The sequence below is a fragment of the Rahnella laticis genome, assembly GCF_015644585.1.
Classification (GTDB): domain Bacteria; phylum Pseudomonadota; class Gammaproteobacteria; order Enterobacterales; family Enterobacteriaceae; genus Rahnella; species Rahnella laticis.
Genome location: NZ_JADOBI010000002.1, coordinates 508,777 through 526,886 on the forward strand (window position 1 = coordinate 508,777; position 18,110 = coordinate 526,886).

Genomic DNA, 18,110 nt, shown 5'->3' on the forward strand with positions numbered 1-18,110 from the left:
GGAGAGTGAACGGCCTGATTAAAAGCTCAGAACCCGTTCACTCTCCTCAGTTTGAAGCGATGTGCACAGGCTTATTCACGGCAATATACACGGTCTGCTGCCCGTTTGTTTTATGTTCTTCTGACAACTGTTCCCGCACCAGTGCACGCAGATCGTTTCTTGCCGTGTTATCAGAAACGCCCATTTTTTGGCTGACTTCTGCTGCGGTAAATTCCTTACCGGGTGCAGCCAGCATGATGTTGACGAGTGCTATCTGGCGCTGAGTGAGTCTTTGCAGGGCTCCTGATTTGAACAGCATGATGTCGAGAGATGTCCGGCGCGTTACAAGAGCATCTATGTGGTGATAGAGATTATCAAGTGCCCGTCTGATGATACTCAGCTGATATTCCAGGAAGTAGGTGAGATCCATGCCATCAGTTTCCGTGTACTGATAACTACGGGCGTATTTGACCGGTGCTGCGTAAAGCAGGTTGCTGATTGAAATAAACCGAAAGGCTTCATAGCCCGATTTAAGCAGATACCAGTAAAACAATGCCCGGCTGGTTCGGCCGTTGCCATCCCGGAACGGATGTTCATGGGCAATCATAAAGTGCAAAATGCAGGCTCGCAGAAGCGGATGAACGTAGGGACCTGCATCTGAGTTTATCCACGAACAGACGTTCTCAAGCCGCTCAATAATATTGGCAGCTTGCGGCGGTTGGTGAACGATATTGCCGTCGTAATCCGCAATCACGATGTCATCCGAATCACGAAACTGACCAGGCATGTACTTGCTATCGTCAATTCCCTCCATACCGACAGCATGCAAATGTCGGATCAGGCTGATGGAGAGGGGTTCATCCAGATGCTCAGAGATTTCGGCCATCAGCCGGGCGTTCCCGACAATCATTTGTTCGCTCTCGGTACGCGGTTTTCTGCCTGACTCGAGCATACTGCGTGCCACCCGAGTTGTGGTATTGGCCCCCTCAAGCTGTGAACTGGTAATTGCTTCATCAAGTTCAAGCGGTATCAGCGCGGCGCCTGTACCCTGCAACCTCTCTTCCTGCTGGCGCAGCGCCTGCGTTGTGCCAGATTTGTCAACGCGCTCGCAGGTCTCATTCATGGATGCCGTAGTATTGAAACCCGCACGCTGTCCTGATTCGTTCTCATAATCAATAAATTGGGATGCGAAAGCGCGCGCTCTGCGGGTAAAACTCCAGGCCAAAACCTGATCATCACCCTTATTCACGCGGTGCCTGAATTCATCCCAAGGCATATAACGTCCGCGTTCATCCACCAGACGCGCGTAGGGCAGGTAATGCTCTAATTGTTCGCCTGTGACGGATGACAGAGGGGTTAACTCAGGCGGCAGTTTAATGCTCATTTGCAATCTATCTCAAAAATTAAGAATATTGATATAGTTTACGCTGCTGCGGGATGGCGTCAAATTGTTCTGATCTGTAAGAACCCGGTTCTGCGGCATAAATAAAAAAGCCCGCCATTTACGGCGGGCCTTATGTTTTACTGCAATGCGATTACTTCACGCATTTAGCACATTGGTTTTGCTGAATCTGCTGGAAGAAGTCGTTGCCTTTGTCATCCACCAGGATGAACGCCGGGAAGTTTTCGACTTCAATTTTCCAGATGGCTTCCATCCCTAATTCAGGATATTCAACGCATTCCAGGCTCTTGATGCTTTGCTGAGCCAGAACCGCTGCCGGGCCGCCGATGCTACCCAGATAGAAGCCGCCATGTTTGTGACACGCATCCGTCACTTGCTGGCTGCGGTTGCCTTTTGCCAGCATGATCATGCTGCCGCCGTTTGATTGCAGCAGATCCACGTAGGAATCCATACGGCCTGCGGTGGTCGGGCCGAGGGAACCGGATGCATAACCTTCCGGCGTTTTCGCCGGGCCAGCATAGTAAATCGGGTGATCTTTAACGTACTGCGGCAAACCTTCGCCGTTATCCAGACGCTCTTTCAGTTTGGCGTGCGCAATGTCACGGCCCACGATAATCGTACCGCTCAGGGAAAGGCGGGTTGATACCGGATATTCAGAAAGCTGCGCGAGGATTTCTTTCATCGGGCGGTTCAGGTCAACTTTAACGGCTTCGCCTTCGCCTGCATGACGCAGTGATTCAGGGATATATTTGCCCGGATTGCTTTCCAGTTTCTCAATCCAGATACCGTCTTTGTTGATTTTCGCGCGGATGTTACGGTCAGCTGAGCAGGAAACGCCCATGCCTACCGGGCAGGAAGCGCCGTGGCGTGGAAGACGGACAACGCGGATGTCGTGAGCAAAGTATTTGCCACCGAACTGTGCGCCGAGGCCCAGATTGTTCGCTTCGACCAGCAATTCCTGTTCGAGCTGTACGTCGCGGAACGCCTGACCGTGTTCGTTGCCTTCAGTTGGCAGGCCATCGTAGTAATGGGTTGACGCCAGTTTCACTGTTTTCAGCGTGGCTTCGGCAGAAGTACCGCCGATAACAAACGCGATATGGTACGGAGGACAGGCCGCTGTGCCCAACGTGCGCATTTTCTCAACCAGATAACCTTTCAGCTTCGCCGGGGTAATCAGCGCTTTGGTTTCCTGATAAAGATAGGTTTTGTTCGCAGAACCCCCGCCTTTGGCGATGCACAGGAATTTGTACTCGTCGCCATCGACGCTGTAGAGGTCGATTTGCGCTGGCAGGTTGGTGCCGGTGTTCACTTCTTTGTACATATCCAGCGCAGCATTCTGCGAATAGCGCAGGTTGTCTTCGATGAACGTGTTGTACACGCCCTGAGACAGACTGGCTTCGTCGTTGCCGCCAGTCCAGACGCGCTGGCCTTTTTTGCCCATGATGATCGCGGTGCCGGTGTCCTGGCAGGTTGGCAGAATGCCTTTCGCGGCGATCTCTGAGTTTCTCAGGAACTGCAATGCGACGTATTTGTCGTTTTCGCTGGCTTCCAGGTCATCCAGGATTGCGGCAACTTGTTGCTGATGCGCAGGACGCAGCATGAAAGAAGCATCGTGAAATGCGTGCTGCGCCAGCAGGGTAAGCGCTTCGGGCGCGACTTTTAAAACGTCTTCACCGTCAAACTGGCTGACGGAGACGTGCTCTTTGGTCAGCAGATAGTATTCGGTTTCGTCTTTGGAAACGGGGAAGGGATTCTGATAGTAGAAAGGTTTATTCGACATTGTTTTCTCACTTAATCCGTTATGGCCGCCACGGGTACAACGATTTTCAGGAAGAGTACGGGAAAATCACGGCGACGTTTCTATTCGTTCCGTATGTTGCCAGCCAAATACACAGGCTGGCAACGTGGTTTAACTGTTTTATTTCAGTAAATGCTCTGTTAATGCTTTGTAGGTGATTTTATGCACACCCTCAGAACATCATCACCATCCACGGGTAGCCGATAACCAGTAATGCGACCAGGAAGATTGCACCGAAGATGGTGCCCAGACGCCAGTAATCTTTGGTTGGCAGATAACCACTCCCGTAGTAAATCGGGCTCGGGCCAGTACCGTACGGTGTGATGATCCCCATAACACCCAGAGACGTCACCATCAGCAGACAGAACACCTGCATATTGATGCCCGGGATCGCAGCACCAATAGTCAGCATAGCCGGTAAAAGTGCGGTGGTGTGTGCGGTGGTGCTGGCAAACAGATAGTGCAGCAGGTAGAACGCCAGCAGCAGGGCGATTGTCGCCGCGCCCGGAGAGATACCGCCCATCAGCGCAGCGCCTTCTTTACCCAGCCAGGCGATGAAACCCGTACGGGACAGGCCATCGGCCAGAGCAACCAGCGTGGCAAACCAGGCAAAGGTGTTCCAGGCCGGTTTATTGCTGGTGATATCGTTCCAGTTCAGAACGCCGGTCCACAACATCAGAACCACAACCAGCAGGGCAGCCATTGCTGGCTCAATGAAGCTGGCGGCAAAAATCCACATCGCCAGCGCACAGCATACGAAGACCAGCAGCAGGATTTCGTGACGGGACATTCTGCCCAGTTTTGCCAGTTCAGACGTCGCCCATTTTGGCACTTCGTCATTCACTTTGACTTCCGGCGGGTAGAACCAGTAGGCCAGCAGCGGCATGGTCAGCAGCAACAGCAAGCCGACCGGCAGGAACGCCATGAACCAGGTGCCCCAGGAAATGTTGATTCCGGTGACGCTGTTCACGATGCCCAGCGCCAGCAGGTTAGGTGCCAGTGCAGACAGGAACATCGAGCTGGTGATACACGCCGCGGTGATCGCAACCCACATCAGATAAGAACCGATTTTACGCGCACTCGGGTCGTTAGGTTTTGAGCCGTACAGCGGGGGCAGGTTGGCAATGATCGGGTAGATCGTGCCGCCGCTGCGCGCGGTATTGGACGGTGTGAACGGTGCCAGCAGCAGGTCTGCGAAGGTGATGGCATAACCGAGCGTCAGGCTGCGGCGACCCAGATATTTCACCAGAATCAGCGCCAGACGGCGGCCAAACTGGGTTTTATCGTAGCCCGCGGCAAACATGAATGCGCCGAAGATTAACCAGACCGTAGAGTTGCCGAAACCACTGACTGCCCATTTAAAGGACTGTGCAGCCATTTTGAATTTCGGATCCGCCAGTTCTGCCGGGCTGAACAGCAACCACTGGCTGAAAAGGGCGATGACCACGACACCGGTCAGGCCGATAACGGCACCTGGCAATGGCTCGAAGATCAGACCGACGATGACACCGACAAAAATGGCGAAGAAGTGCCATGCGTAAGGTTCAAGGCCATCAGGAGTAGGAACCAGCAGCAACAGAACCGCCACCAGCACGGGAAGTAACATAAAGATCCAGCGATTTTTCTTGCCGGTTTCGGCTTTTTTCGCTGGCTCTTTCACCGCAGTTTTTGTTATTTCGCTCATAATATTTATCTTAGGTAGTTAGGAATATTGTGATGATGCTTAGGTAAAATGTCTTATGTATTTTTTTAGTTACTTTGGTTTTTTTAGTTATTTAACGTTGCCCGTTACTTATTGAAAATCTGCCCCGTTATTATTATTTGTGTTTGGTAGATGTCATTCCCCTTAAGAGGGAGGAAATGTTTATATAATGCGTTTTCCCTATTTATTACTGTTGATCTTGATCAACAAAATACGGTGGCAGTTTAAATTTTAGAATGAATAAATGCCCTGAAGAGACGCTATTAAATCAAACTGCCGGGAAGTTGTGATGGGAGTATCTTTGCGGATGTAACCCTTGCACAAACAGGGGTATTCATAAATGAGAGTCATTCACATCCGTGAGCCTGACTGCGCGGATGCCCGTGGCCTTGCGGGCAGGCGAAATCTCTGATTTCTTGCGGGAAAGCCGGCTACGGATGTAATAGTTATCTGATCATATAAATACAAATAAGATCGTAGTTTACACGAATGTGATTATTTATTTTTAGCGTTAACATATTTTTAATATAACAGGCATTAAGTTAATAGATAAATAGTTAATAAACTAATGTAAGAGGTTTTGAAACTAAAAATAAAACTATATTAATAAGCATCAGACCGGCAATGAAATAAAACACACAAATAATAATCAGATATTTCGTCAAATAGCGGCCGGTAAAGAATTCAGAAAATTAATACTTAAAATTTGGAGTTATCATTATGAGCACCAACCAACCGCTATTGAGTCCGTTCACTCTGCCAAATGGTACTGTACTGAAAAACCGTTTCCTGATGGCACCCATGACCACCTGCACCGGTTTTTATGATGGCACCGTTACCAGCGAACTGGTGGAGTATTACCGTGCCCGCGCAGGCAGTATCGGCACCGTTATCGTCGAGTGCTGTTTTGTTGATGATAAAGGGCTCGCATTCCCGGGCGCTATCGGTATCGACAATGACAGCAAAATCGCCGGTCTGGCGAAAATTGCCGAAGCAGTGAAATCTCAGGGTTCCAAAGCGCTGTTGCAGATTTATCACGGCGGCCGCATGAGTGAACCCAAACTGATCGGCGGACAGCAGCCGGTTGCGCCAAGTGCGCTGGCCGCTCCGCGTGACGGCGCAGCAACGCCGGCTGCGTTAAGCGCCGAAGAAGTCGATGGCATGATTGCCAAATTTGGTGAAGCAACCCGCCGCGCGATTGAAGCCGGTTTCGACGGCGTGGAAATTCACGGCGCGAATACTTACCTTATCCAGCAGTTTTTCTCCCCGAACTCCAACCAGCGTAACGATAAATGGGGCGGCAGCCGCGAAAACCGCGCACGCTTCCCGCTGGCGGTGCTGGATATCACCCATGAAATGGCGCAGAAATACGCCGATTCCTCATTCATTATTGGCTACCGTTTCTCACCGGAAGAACTCGAAGAGCCGGGAATTCGCTTCGCGGACACTATGTATCTGCTCGAGCAACTGGCAGCACGCGGTCTGGATTATCTGCATTTCTCCCTCGGTTATTCGCTGCGTCCTTCCATCGTCGATACCACTGACCCGACGCCGCTTATCGACAAATATGTCGCGATGCGTTCTGACGTGCTGGCGGCGATCCCGGTGATGGGCGTGGGCGGTATTGTGAATAAAGCCGACGCGGAGCTGGCGCTGGAACATGGCTACGACATGATTGCCATCGGTAAAGCCTGCATTGCTTATCCGGACTGGACCGACCGTATTGCCAATGATCAGAAACTCGAGCTGTTCATCGACAGCACACAGCGCGAAGCCCTGACCATCCCTGAACCGCTGTGGCGCTTCTCGCTGGTTGACGCGATGATCCGCGACATGAGCATGACGTCGAAAAAATTCAAAGCCGGTATCTTCCAGGAAAAAGTGCAGGACAATGCGCGTGAACTGGCGATTAACGTCAGTCTGGAAACCGACCGCATCTCTGACATCGTGCTGGAAGCCGGTGCGGAGCTGGACGTGGAGTTCACCACCAGCTTCGACATTATCCGTACACGTATTCTGGATGCCAACAGCCCGCACGTTGACGCCGTTACGGGGGCAACTGAACAGAGTGAAGCGGTGAAGAAAGCGGTATCCAAAGCCATCGCAAAATCCTGCAAAGCGCAATTACTGGAAGAGGGCGGCAGCCTTTCCGAGCCTCAAAGCTACGACGTGGTGGTGGTTGGCAGCGGCGGTGCCGGCCTGGCGGCAGCGATTCAGGCTTGTGATGAAGGCGCGAAAGTGCTGATCGTCGAGAAAATGTCTACCATCGGCGGCAACACCATCAAAGCCTCGGTGGGTATGAACGCCGCGGAAACCCGTTATCAGAAACTGAAAGGCATCGAAGACAGTAAAGAGCTGTTCTATCAGGAAACCCTGAAAGGCGGCCAGTTCAAAAATAACACTGTGCTGCTGAAAGAATTCATCGAACGTGCCCCGCAGGCCGTCGAATGGCTGGCTGCACACAACATCGAACTGAGCGATATCACCATCACCGGCGGGATGAGTATCGACCGTACGCACCGTCCGGCAGACCGCAGCGCAGTCGGCGGCTTCCTGATCAGCGGTCTGGTGAAAAACCTCAACAAACGCAATATCGACGTGATGCTGGATACGTCCGTGACCGAAATCCGTTACATCAACGGCGCGGTGCAGGGCGTAGAACTGCTCAACGATGAAAACGAAGTGCTAACGGTAAATGCCAAAAGCGTGATTGTTGCGACCGGTGGTTTCAGTGCCAACCGCGACATGGTCGTGAAATATCGCCCTGAACTGGACGGTTTTGTGACCACCAATCACAAAGGTGCGACCGGCGGCGGTATTGCCATTTTGGAAAAAATCGGTGCCGGTACTGTCGATATGGGCGAAATTCAGATTCACCCGACCGTGGAACAGACAACGTCATATCTGATTTCCGAAGCCATCCGTGGCGGCGGCGCGATCCTGGTCAGCCAGGCGGGCCATCGCTTCTTCAATGAGATGGAAACGCGCGATAAAGTTTCAGCAAAAATCATCGGTCTGCCAGAGAAATTTGCCTACGTGGTCTTCGACGAGCAGGTGCGTTTAAACAACAAAGCGGCGGATGAGTACATTGCACGTGGTTTCGTTATCAGCGGAGCAACGCCACGCGAACTCGCCGCTAAGCTGGAAATGGGGTCAGACGCATTCCTCGCTACGCTGGAAACTTACAACGTTGCGGTGGATAAACAGGACGATGCCGAGTTTGGCCGTAAAACAGCGATGCGCCATCCGATCAATCAGGGGCCGTTCTACGCAATCCGTATCGCACCGGGGGTTCATCACACCATGGGTGGCGTGACCATTAACACCGATACCTGCGTGCTGGATGCTCAGAAACAGGTGCTCAGCGGTGCATTTGCAGCCGGTGAAGTGGTCGGCGGGATCCACGGGGGCAACCGTATCGGCGGGAATGCCGTTGCAGATATCATTATCTTCGGTATTCTTGCTGGACAGAATGCAGCGAAATACGCGATGCAATAAAGAACCGTTTTCCTTGCGGTTGCACGGAGTCTGGCAACGCTACGCCAGCGCCTGTAACCCGTAAGGTTAAGGTTTCAGTTCAACGTAAAGCCTGTCCCGCATCGCTGTGGGGCGGGCTTTTTACTTTTCTTCTTTAAGGTCTGTGTTAAGGCCTGTTTTTGGATAAATCTGATGACGCCAGATGATCGTGTTTATGCTTACTCCGCCGTTTTGATGGGTTCGCCCATTCTTCTCAAGCTGTTTGAACATAATGAAACCCTGGCCTCAAACGTTTTCCGGCTCATCAAACTTCAGGAAAACAAACTGACGGTTAACCGCCAGCAATCTGAAGTGATGTCGGTTAACCATGCGGCAGGCGATCACGCCGTTGCCGTCAGCAAACCGGTGTTTGACCTGATCAGCCGGGCGAAAGCCGTGAGCGTACTGGAAAACAGCAGTTTTAATTTCACCATCGGCCCGCTGGTTAAGCGCTGGAAAATCGGTTTCAGCGGCAACAGCGTGCCTGCGGCCACTGACTTACAGGCGCTGCTGAAGATCACGGATCCGCATGACGTGATCCTCGACGAAGGATCGCAGTCCGTTTTTCTGCATAAAGCGGGGATGGAAATCGATCTTGGCGCGATTGCCAAGGGCTATATTGCGGATGTGGTTCGGGATTTTTTGCGGGAACAGCGGGTTGCTCAGGCGCTGATCAATTTGGGTGGCAATGTCCAAACACTGGGCGCGGGGGCAGAAGGCGCGTGGGCGATTGGTTTGAAAAAGCCATTTTCTGAGCCGGAGTCGCTGATTGGCGTGATAAACGTGACGAACAAATCGGTGGTGACATCGGGCATTTACGAACGGTATTTCGAGCTAAACGGCCAGCGTTATCATCATATTCTCGACCCGAAAACCGGCTATCCGCTGGATAACGAGCTTCTCAGCGTGACCATTATTTCCGATGATTCGATTGATGGTGATATCTACACCACGTTGCTTTACGGCATGGGCGTGGAAAAAAGCCTCAGGTACTTGCAGAATTTCCCGCACATTGAGGCTGTTTTTGTCACGAAAGACCAGCAGATTATCTTCTCGTCGCAGCGGCAGTTTACGTTCACGCCGCTGGACCCGGACTATCACATTACTGGCAGTATTGCTTAAGCAGCGAGTAATGATCGGCCTGTAAGCGGTAGCGATAAACCGGTCTGCCGGTCACGCCATAATGAATGCTGGTGAAGAGGATGTTCATCTGTGCCAGCCATATCAGGTATTTACGGCAAGAGACCCGCGAAATATTCACTGAACTGGCGAGTTCGTCGGTAGAAAATTCCATCGTCGGATGCTCGTCAATCCACTGGCACAGCGTGCGCAGCGTTTGTGGCGTGAGGCCTTTCGGCAGCTTTTTGGATTCTGCCGACGCCGGGTTATTGCCATGAATTAACCGGTCAACGTCCGACTGCTCGTAATATTGCTGGTTATCCATCAGCGTTTTTTTCTGCTGCCAGCCCGTCAGTGCTTCCTCGAAACGGGAAAACTGGAACGGCTTGATCAGATAATCCACAACGCCGTAATTCAGCGATTTTTTGATGGTTTCAGCATCGGCAGCGGATGAAATCACGATCACGTCGATAGGACGGCGGGCATCGCGCAGCTCAGGAAGTAAATCCAGGCCGTTGTCCTGTTGCATGTAAACATCGAGTAAAATCAGGTCAATAGACAGTTCTGAATTCAAAACCAGGTCTTTCGCCTGTTGTAACGTCGACGCCGTGCCGCAGCACGCGAAGCCTTCAATCTGGCCCACGTAGCAGCGGTTAAGCTCGGCTACCATGGCATCATCATCAACTATCAGCACATTGATCAAGAACTTGTCCTCTCACCATCCCAGGGAAGTTGTACAAAAAATTGGGTATAAACATCGGGTTCGGATTCCACGTTAATGGTTCCGCCGAGGCTTTCAACTTGCTGTTTTGCAAGGAACAACCCCATACCACGTTGATCACCCTTGGATGAAACACCTTTTTCAAATATTGCCTCGACGTTCTCCGGTGTAATCCCCGGTCCGTCGTCACTCACAACGCAGGCCAGCGAGCCATTCTGATAATGCAACAGCACGCTGACTTCGCCGTCCGGCTGGTCACCAAGCGCATCCAGCGCATTTTCAATCAGATTTCCCAGCACGGTGATTAGCGCCGCGACCTGATTTTCATTGTTGTTATCAGGCAACAGGCTGTCGTCGCTGAGCGTCAGCAAATGCCGGGTATCCGAGGCGCGGTTAATCTTACTCAGCAGGAATCCGGCGATAACCGGAGACTTGATTTTCAGCAGCAGGGACCCGATTTCAGCCTGATAATTATTGGCCGTTTTGAGAATGTAATCTTCCAGTTGCGTGTAACTTTTCATGTGCAGCAAACCGAGTATCACATGGAGTTTATTCATAAACTCATGCGAGCGTTCCCGCAGCGAATCGGCGTAGTTTACCATGCCACTCAGGCGCTGCATCAACTGGCTGACTTCCGTTTTGTCCCTGAAGGTACAAATTGCGCCAATAATGACGCCGTTATTGCGCACCGGCACGGTATTGCTCAGCAGCAAACGGCCTTTGTAGTTAATCTCTTCGTCACGGCGAGGAACGCCGGTATTGAGCACATCGCGCAGGTTGGCGATAAGCGGCAGGGAATCCACATCCGGCTCCACGTCCGTGGCGGTTTCCTGAAATATCTGGCGGGCGGTCTGGTTGATGAGCGTCACATGTGCGTCCTGGTCAACGGCTATCACACCTTCCTTGATAGATTGCAGCATCGCCTGGCGCTGTTCGAACAGTGTCGAAATCTCATAAGGCTCCAGCCCGAACAGAATGCGTTTCAGCATTTTGACCAGGAACCAGGTGCCCAGTGCGCCAACCATCATGCCAAACAGCACGGTCCAGAGAATGCTCCAGCGGCTTTTATTAATTTGTTCTGTGACTTTTACCAGCGAAATCCCGATGGCGACCACGCCGATTTGCTTGTGATGATCGTCATACACCGGCGTAAAGACGCGCAATGCTTTATCCAGCGTCCCTTTGTTTATAGAGACATTTTCGTTGCCGAGCAGCGCGGGATTGATGTCATCACCGATAAAATGATGACTGATCACATCTGTATTCGGATGTGAGAAACGGATGCCGTCCATATTCGTGACCACGACAAACAGCAGATCGTTGCGCTTTTGCATGGCGCTGGCGATCGGCTGGATTATCCCGCTGTCAGGAGAAAGGGAAAGGGCGTGTTTCACTTCGGGGGAATCTGCGAGCGTTCTCGCCACTGCCAGCGCTTTATCCTTAACACCATCACGCGTGGTATCGCTGACCTGGACAAAATAGAGCAGGTGGACAACCAGCAGCACGGAAGCAATCACGGCGCTGATCATCAGAATGACGGAAGTGCTGAGTTTCATGGGGTGCTTGCGCACTGATTGACGTTGCTGCGAGTCGCTCATGGGAGCCCCAAAAAGAAAAGAGCAGAATGCTCATGAATGATAATTAATAGTTCGCGTTAAACGTCCTGCGCCGATGTACTGACCCTGGCATGAACGATGAACTAACCCTGTTCAGCCATAATGATAAGTCTATTCGCTTGATCTTACCGCTATTTAATACTTTCTAAAGTGCGTTTTGCGGCGTGTCTTCCAATGCTGTAAAGAAAAAGGCCTGAATCTCTTCAGGCCTTACAGACACGAACGTAAAACGTCTTACTGGAAGTAGATATCGCCGTTTTCGGCTTTAGTGATCTTACCGTCAGTGTCGGTGATCAGCGCGTAGCTGCCACCGATATACGTCCAGTGGGTGCCTGCATCCGGCGCAGGAAGATGACGTTCCTGCCAGCCGATGATTTCATAAGGCTTGGTGCGGTACAGCGCCGGAACCTGATCGCCAATCGAGTAAAGTTTGGAATCATCGTAGAACGATTTGATTTCATGAGAGTTTGACGCAGCGAACGCTGTATTGCCCAGTGGCAATAAGGAAGAAACAACCAGAGCTGATAACATAACAATTTTAGAATGACGCATAGATTATCCCGTTTAAAACCATCAACGTAATGCCTGCCTCGGTGATATGCCGCCAATCCATTGTGTGAGCAGTAAAGCCGAAACCTGTGCTTTTTTGTAGGACAGAATAATAACGAGAAAATCACCAAAGGACGGGGCGTTTTATTGTGTCTAAATGCAAATGAAGCAGGGTGCAGGTACCGCTTTTTCCACTTCATTCAGACTCTGGTTTCTGAAAAACGCGGAAAATTCTTATTTTTGAACCTGTACAGCCTGTTACGCAGCGGGTTTCAGCCGGAGAGCTATGATTGAGTTATCTGTATCTCGCTACAGATAACCACTGCATTTATCCCTTGTGTCCGAATATGTGCTTGCCCGTGCTAATGCGGGCTTTTTTTATTTGTCTGGTCGGCATAATATCCTGCACCGCAAATCAATTTCTTTCCTAAAGCGTGATAAAACGCGCTACGCTGCAGTTTCTGGTTTCATGTGTCTGCAATATCCACAATAAGATTGTTCTGGTTATGTTATCTTGAGTGCACTCTTTTTTTTCTCATGCCGAGTTCATTCCATGCCGGATATCAGGATTGTTTGTGAACAATGTGGCTCAGACCGTTTTATTGCCGCGGTGAATTCTCCGTTCGCAGAAGTCGTGCATTCCATCCAGTGTGCCGACTGTGCTCATCCTGTGAGGGTAGACGAAGTGGTCATTTTCAGAGACGGAACCTACATCAGCGGGACATTCGACGCGTCATCAGGCATCCAAAACCGGTTTAATGATTTTGATATCTGACGGGAGAAAAGTGCTGGAAGGGAACATCACGCAGGATGGGACATGCAGGAGAGACGGTTGAGTGATGGCAGGTTCGTTATTGGTATTCTTATTTAACATAATCATGATTATGCGCACCAAATCGCGGATCCCATTTTATCCCAAATCTCATCAAAATCTTTCGATCTCTTGTACGCAGCGTTGATGCCGGGCTTGAAAATCACATCAGCTTTGATTATTTTGGCAGTGCCTTCTGAAGGTCGTAAGCGTTTACGTTAACCAACGCGCATCTCCCGCTTAACTGCGGGCAATCTGATGTGCAGGTAACGATAAATGTCTAAATTTTCTCTCCCTCTTTTTTCATTTCGAAATCCGCAAGTTCTGGGATTCATCCTCTATTTTCTGGCTGGTTTTGCAGACGGCCTGATGGTGCCATTCTTTCCGCTTTGGGCGCAACACACGGCGGCAATTCCGGTCGGGCTGATCGGCTTACTGTTTGGCTGTTATGCGGGTGGCGAACTGATTGCTGCGCCGTTTATTGGCGGCATTGCTGACCGCATTGGCCGCAGGCCGGTGCTTGTACTCTCGGCTACCGGCGTTGGTCTTGGGTTCATTGCGCTCTACTTCTCGCATGGTGTCATTGAAGCCGCATGGGTTCTGCTGGTCATCGGGATTTTTGAATCTGTCTTACACCCCACGATATACACGCTAATCGCTGACGTAACAGCGGCTTCCGAGCATCGTCACCAATTCAGTATTGCACGCGTCTGCTCATATGCTGGCGGGATTGCGGGCCCGCTGCTGGGTGCTGTCATCGTGCAAAGCAGCCTGGGCGACGTGTTTATGGCCAGCGGGATTGCTCTGTTGTGTGGCGCCGTTCTGCTGATTCTTTGCCTGCCAGAAACCCGGGAACATGGCGATGAACCGGATGACGAGGAAGAAGATGAAGGTTTTGCGGCTTTGATGCCCGCTTTTCGCGACCGGCGGCTTGCCATTTTATTGTTCTGGACTCTGCTGCTGGGCGTTTCAGGCAGCTGGGTTGAGGCCATTTTACCGCTCTATGCCCATAATCAGCTGGGAATGAGCAACACGGATGTCGGCTTGTTGTTCACCTTTGGCGCGGTGCTCAATACTTTCGGGCAGATCACCCTGACTAAAATGTTTTCCCGACGCTCACCTCTGTTCATCGTGCTCAGTGCGGGGTTGACGCTGATCCTGGCTTTCGGGGTACTTTTAACCTCCCCGCATATTCTGGCTCTGGTCGTGGCCGTTTGTTTCTATTCTCTGTCACAAATGATGGTCGGCCCGCTGATGCCTGCCGCCGTCAATCAGCTGGCGCCGGTCAGACTGCGTGCGACGTATATGGCGGCGCTGTCGGTAGTCAGTGATTTGCGCGATTCTGTGGGGCCAGCAACGGGAACTGCGCTGTTCGCGGTGGCTTTTTCCCTGCCGTGGATGATAGGTATTCCGGTTGTAGCAATTGCCGCGCTGGGGTTAGGTATCTCATTGTCATCACGCCGTAAATCTTCAGTTCAGACCTCTGAATAACGTGTAAACATCTCAAACTGAAGGTGACAGGTTCGCCCTGCCACCTTCATTTTTTAGCCGCTTACGCCTTCAGTTGTTTAATCAGCACTTCTGCCGTTTCCGTTGAGGACATCGGGTTTTGCCCGGTGATCAGCAGGCCGTCGCGGACGACATACGAGCTCCAGTCTGCGCCTTTGGAATAGTCCCCGCCCTTCGCAATCAGCTCGTCTTCCACCAGGAACGGCACTACGTCCGTCAGGCCAACCGCCTCTTCTTCTGTATTGGTAAAGCCGGTGACTTTTTTGCCTTCTACCAGCGGTTTGCCGGCCGGTGTTTTTACATGACGCAGTACGCCGGGAGCGTGGCAAACGAGAGCAACGTGTTTGTTCGCCGCCAGGAATGCTTCGATGAGTGCGATGGAGTTTTTTTCTTCTGCAAGATCCCACAAAGGACCGTGACCGCCCGGATAGAAAACAGCGTCGTAATCGGCCTGTGAAACGATGTCGAGGCGAACCGTTGCAGCCAGTAGCGCCACGGCATCCGCATCGGCTTCGAAACGATGAGTCTGCTCAGTCTGGAAATCAGGTTCATTGCTTTTCGGATCTAACGGCGGATTACCGCCTTTTGGCGAAGCCAGCGTGATTTCAGCGCCCGCATCTTTGAACGCATAGTAAGGCGCAGCCAGCTCTTCGAGCCAGAAACCTGTTTTACGTCCGGTATTGCCCAGTTGGTCGTGTGAGGTTAAAACCATAAGAATCTTCATCGTAAATCTCCGGTGTTGTGGGGTAAAATGACCAAGTAGACCAGTCGTCTAGATATTGGGTAAATAAAAAAACGGTTAACCGTTTGTGATACACCCCCGTCAGGGGGCGGTATGAATAATTTGCTGCGTCATGCTCATGGCCGAATCAAACGGGCCGGTATTGCGGACAATCTTAACCATAATGCTGGCACCGACCCAGAGCTGATAAAGGCTCTCCGCGACGCGAGCGGGTTCATCATCAAGAGTCAGGGAGCCTTCCGCGATGCCTGATTCTAACGCATGCGCAAGCCGCGATATTATCCCTGAGGTCCCTGCCTGCAAGGTTAAACGCATGCTGTCGGACAAATCCGCCACTTCTGCGCCAAGTTTCACGGCAAGGCACTTACCCTGGCAGTCATAAAATGACTGTGATTCCTGCCATTGTTGCCAGTAATTCATCAGGCGCTGCGACATCTTCAGGCCCGGCTGGCTCAGCGTGCTGTCAAGCTGCGCCAGGTAATCATCAAAATAGCGCTCAAGCATCGCCGCGCCAAAGGCCTCTTTCGAACCGAAATAATGGTAGAAAGATCCTTTAGGCACACCTGCGTCCTTGAGGATTTCATTGAGTCCGACCGCCGAAAACCCTTTCCCGGCCATAATTCGCTGGCCAGTCTCGAGAATGTGCTCGCGGACATCATTGTTATGGTGCTGAGTTGCTGTCGTCATGGGGCTAAACTATCAGCGATTAGACCAGTCGTCTACAAGTAAATTAAATGAATTATCTTTTACCCCAAAAAAAGAGGCCGATCGTCAGATCTGCCTCTTTCATCTTTACCCTGTTGTTCCGCTATTTATTGAGAATAGCGTTATGCCTTATCACGCATTGGTCGCGGGTTTCGTTTGTGAATTTTCCAGCATTTTGCGTACCGGAATGATCAGCACGAACAGCACCGCAGCACAGATCAGCAGCGAAATAGAACAACGCGCGAAGAGATCTGGCAGAACGTCCAGCTGGTCGGCTTTCACGTGGCCGCCAATCAGGCCTGCCGCCAGATTACCCAGCGCACTGGCGCAGAACCACAGCCCCATCATCTGGCCGCGCATTCTTTCCGGTGCCAGCAGTGTCATGGTCGCCAGCCCGATCGGGCTCAGGCACAGTTCGCCCAACGTCAGCATCAGAATACTGCCCACCAGCCACAGCGGGGATACCCCTGCTCCGCCGTTGCTCAGCACATTCTGCGCAGCCATCATCATGATCCCAAAGCCCGCCGCGGCGCACAAAATACCGATGATGAACTTAGTGATGCTGCTCGGACGCACGTTATTCTGTGCCAGTTTCGGCCATGCCCAGCTAAATACCGGGGCCAGCAAAATGATGAACAGCGCATTGACGGACTGGAACCACACGGCAGGGATTTCAAAATCGCCGATCATGCGGTTGGTGTAGTCATTAGCAAACAGGTTGAATGAGGTCGGTTTCTGCTCAAACGCGGACCAGAAGAACGCCGCTGAAACCAGCAGAATGAAGCACACCAGCAGTCTGGCGCGTTCTTTGCGATTCAGACCGGCGAACACGAACAGATAGATGAAATAGAGCACGACCGAGGCCGCAATGACGTACACCAGCATGCTGGCAAGTGCGACGGGATTGATGACGATAATGCCCTGTGCGATCAGCGTAACGATAACCGCCACACCGGCTGCCAGCGCCAGCAACCAGCCGCCGACGCCTTTCTTCTTAGCCACCGGGCTGTTCCAGGTGGAATCCAGACCGACTTCGCTGTCATAGCGTTTCATCGCCGGAACGGCGTAAACGCGGAAAATAATCAGCGCAACCAGCATCCCGATACCACCGATACCGAAGCCCCAGTGCCAGCCGTGGGTTTTGATCAGCCAGCCGGAAATCAGCGGTGCGATAAATGAACCCATGTTAATGCCCATATAAAACAGTGAGAAACCGCCGTCGCGGCGCGTATCCCCTTTTTTATACAGCGTGCCGACCATGACGGAGATGCACGTCTTAAACAGGCCGGAGCCGAGGACGATAAACATCAGGCCGATAAAGAACAGGTTGTCGCCAAACCACGCAGACAACGCAATCGCCAGGTGGCCGAGCGCAATCAGAATAGAACCGTACCAGACCGCTTTTTGCTGCCCGAGCCAGTTATCCGCCAGCCAGCCGCCCGGTAATGCGGCGAGATACATACAACCCGCGAAAATACCCACGATTGCCGATGCGTTCTCGCGCGCCAGCCCCATGCCGCCGTCGTAAACGGTCGCGGCCATGAACAGAATCAGTAAAGGGCGGATCCCGTAAAACGAAAACCGTTCCCACATTTCGGTAAAGAACAATGAACCCAGCGGATACGGATGGCCGAAGAACGTCCGGCTCTCGTTTTTGTTAACAGAGGAATGCATAAATTCTCCAGAGAAAGTCTTTAGTCGTGCTTGTGAATACCGAAATGTCCGGCGGCATCTGGACGGCCGCTCTACGACAATCAGCTATTATTATGGGTAGCAAAATACCAGTTAGGACTAGCGCCAACCGTGGGACTTTAAGATGAAAAGTCGACAGTTGTCTACTTTTACAGATTTTAAATCGGCAAAAAGAGAGGGGTTATTGGCATGAATAGGGCGAGGTGATTTAATGCATTCAGAAAACAACCCTATGATTTATAGATAAAT

The 18,110-nt window shown here is 51.6% G+C and carries 12 protein-coding genes; 3 read left to right on the top strand and 9 right to left on the bottom strand.

Annotation, left to right across the window (positions count from 1 at the left end; all coding sequences use genetic code 11):
- Positions 1–46: 46 nt before the first annotated feature.
- The 3 genes from IV433_RS05585 to IV433_RS05595 form a co-directional block, all read right to left on the bottom strand.
- Entirely contained in the window at positions 47–1,363 is a 1,317-nt protein-coding gene (locus IV433_RS05585) for a Fic family protein (protein WP_195813372.1), read from the bottom strand.
- A 151-nt stretch (positions 1,364–1,514) separates the two neighbouring features.
- On the bottom strand, positions 1,515–3,161 hold the full coding sequence (fumA, locus tag IV433_RS05590) for a class I fumarate hydratase FumA (RefSeq protein WP_195813373.1): 1,647 nt from the start codon (positions 3,159–3,161) through the stop codon (positions 1,515–1,517).
- Between the two features lie 190 nt (positions 3,162–3,351).
- The gene (locus tag IV433_RS05595; protein ID WP_255533958.1) at positions 3,352–4,863 is read right to left on the bottom strand and encodes an anion permease; all 1,512 of its coding nucleotides are present in this window, start codon (positions 4,861–4,863) and stop codon (positions 3,352–3,354) included.
- Positions 4,864–5,601: 738 nt separating this feature from the next.
- On the opposite strand from IV433_RS05595, the gene IV433_RS05600 reads away from it, so the two are divergent.
- Both IV433_RS05600 and IV433_RS05605 read left to right on the top strand, forming a co-directional pair.
- Positions 5,602–8,379 (top strand): flavocytochrome c, encoded by a 2,778-nt coding sequence (locus IV433_RS05600; protein WP_195813374.1) that lies wholly within the window; start codon positions 5,602–5,604, stop codon positions 8,377–8,379.
- A gap of 171 nt (positions 8,380–8,550) precedes the next feature.
- The gene (locus tag IV433_RS05605) at positions 8,551–9,519 is read left to right on the top strand and encodes an FAD:protein FMN transferase (protein ID WP_195813375.1); all 969 of its coding nucleotides are present in this window, start codon (positions 8,551–8,553) and stop codon (positions 9,517–9,519) included.
- Here IV433_RS05605 and dcuR read toward each other — a convergent pair.
- From dcuR to IV433_RS05620, 3 genes are all read right to left on the bottom strand, one after another.
- On the bottom strand, positions 9,500–10,219 hold the full coding sequence (gene dcuR, locus IV433_RS05610) for a two-component system response regulator DcuR (protein ID WP_195813376.1): 720 nt from the start codon (positions 10,217–10,219) through the stop codon (positions 9,500–9,502). The two genes, IV433_RS05605 and dcuR, sit on opposite strands and share 20 nt — an antisense overlap.
- The gene (locus IV433_RS05615) at positions 10,216–11,835 is read right to left on the bottom strand and encodes a sensor histidine kinase (protein WP_195813377.1); all 1,620 of its coding nucleotides are present in this window, start codon (positions 11,833–11,835) and stop codon (positions 10,216–10,218) included. Before IV433_RS05615 ends, dcuR begins: the two co-directional genes overlap by 4 nt.
- 252 nt (positions 11,836–12,087) lie before the next feature.
- A complete protein-coding gene (locus IV433_RS05620) occupies positions 12,088–12,405 on the bottom strand; it encodes an RcnB family protein (RefSeq protein WP_195813378.1) in 318 nt (105 codons plus the stop codon).
- A 1,084-nt stretch (positions 12,406–13,489) separates the two neighbouring features.
- Here IV433_RS05620 and IV433_RS05625 point away from each other — a divergent pair.
- Entirely contained in the window at positions 13,490–14,704 is a 1,215-nt protein-coding gene (locus tag IV433_RS05625) for an MFS transporter (protein ID WP_195813379.1), read from the top strand.
- 61 nt (positions 14,705–14,765) lie between these two features.
- Here IV433_RS05625 and IV433_RS05630 read toward each other — a convergent pair whose 3' ends face one another.
- From IV433_RS05630 to IV433_RS05640, 3 genes are all read right to left on the bottom strand, one after another.
- Positions 14,766–15,446 (bottom strand): type 1 glutamine amidotransferase domain-containing protein, encoded by a 681-nt coding sequence (locus IV433_RS05630; RefSeq protein WP_195813380.1) that lies wholly within the window; start codon positions 15,444–15,446, stop codon positions 14,766–14,768.
- A 99-nt stretch (positions 15,447–15,545) separates the two neighbouring features.
- Positions 15,546–16,151, bottom strand: coding sequence for a TetR/AcrR family transcriptional regulator (locus IV433_RS05635; RefSeq protein WP_195813381.1), 606 nt, complete (start codon positions 16,149–16,151; stop codon positions 15,546–15,548).
- Positions 16,152–16,301: 150 nt separating this feature from the next.
- Complete coding sequence (locus tag IV433_RS05640) at positions 16,302–17,843, bottom strand: peptide MFS transporter (protein ID WP_195813382.1); 1,542 nt, start codon at positions 17,841–17,843, stop codon at positions 16,302–16,304.
- Between the last annotated feature and the right edge of the window lie 267 nt (positions 17,844–18,110).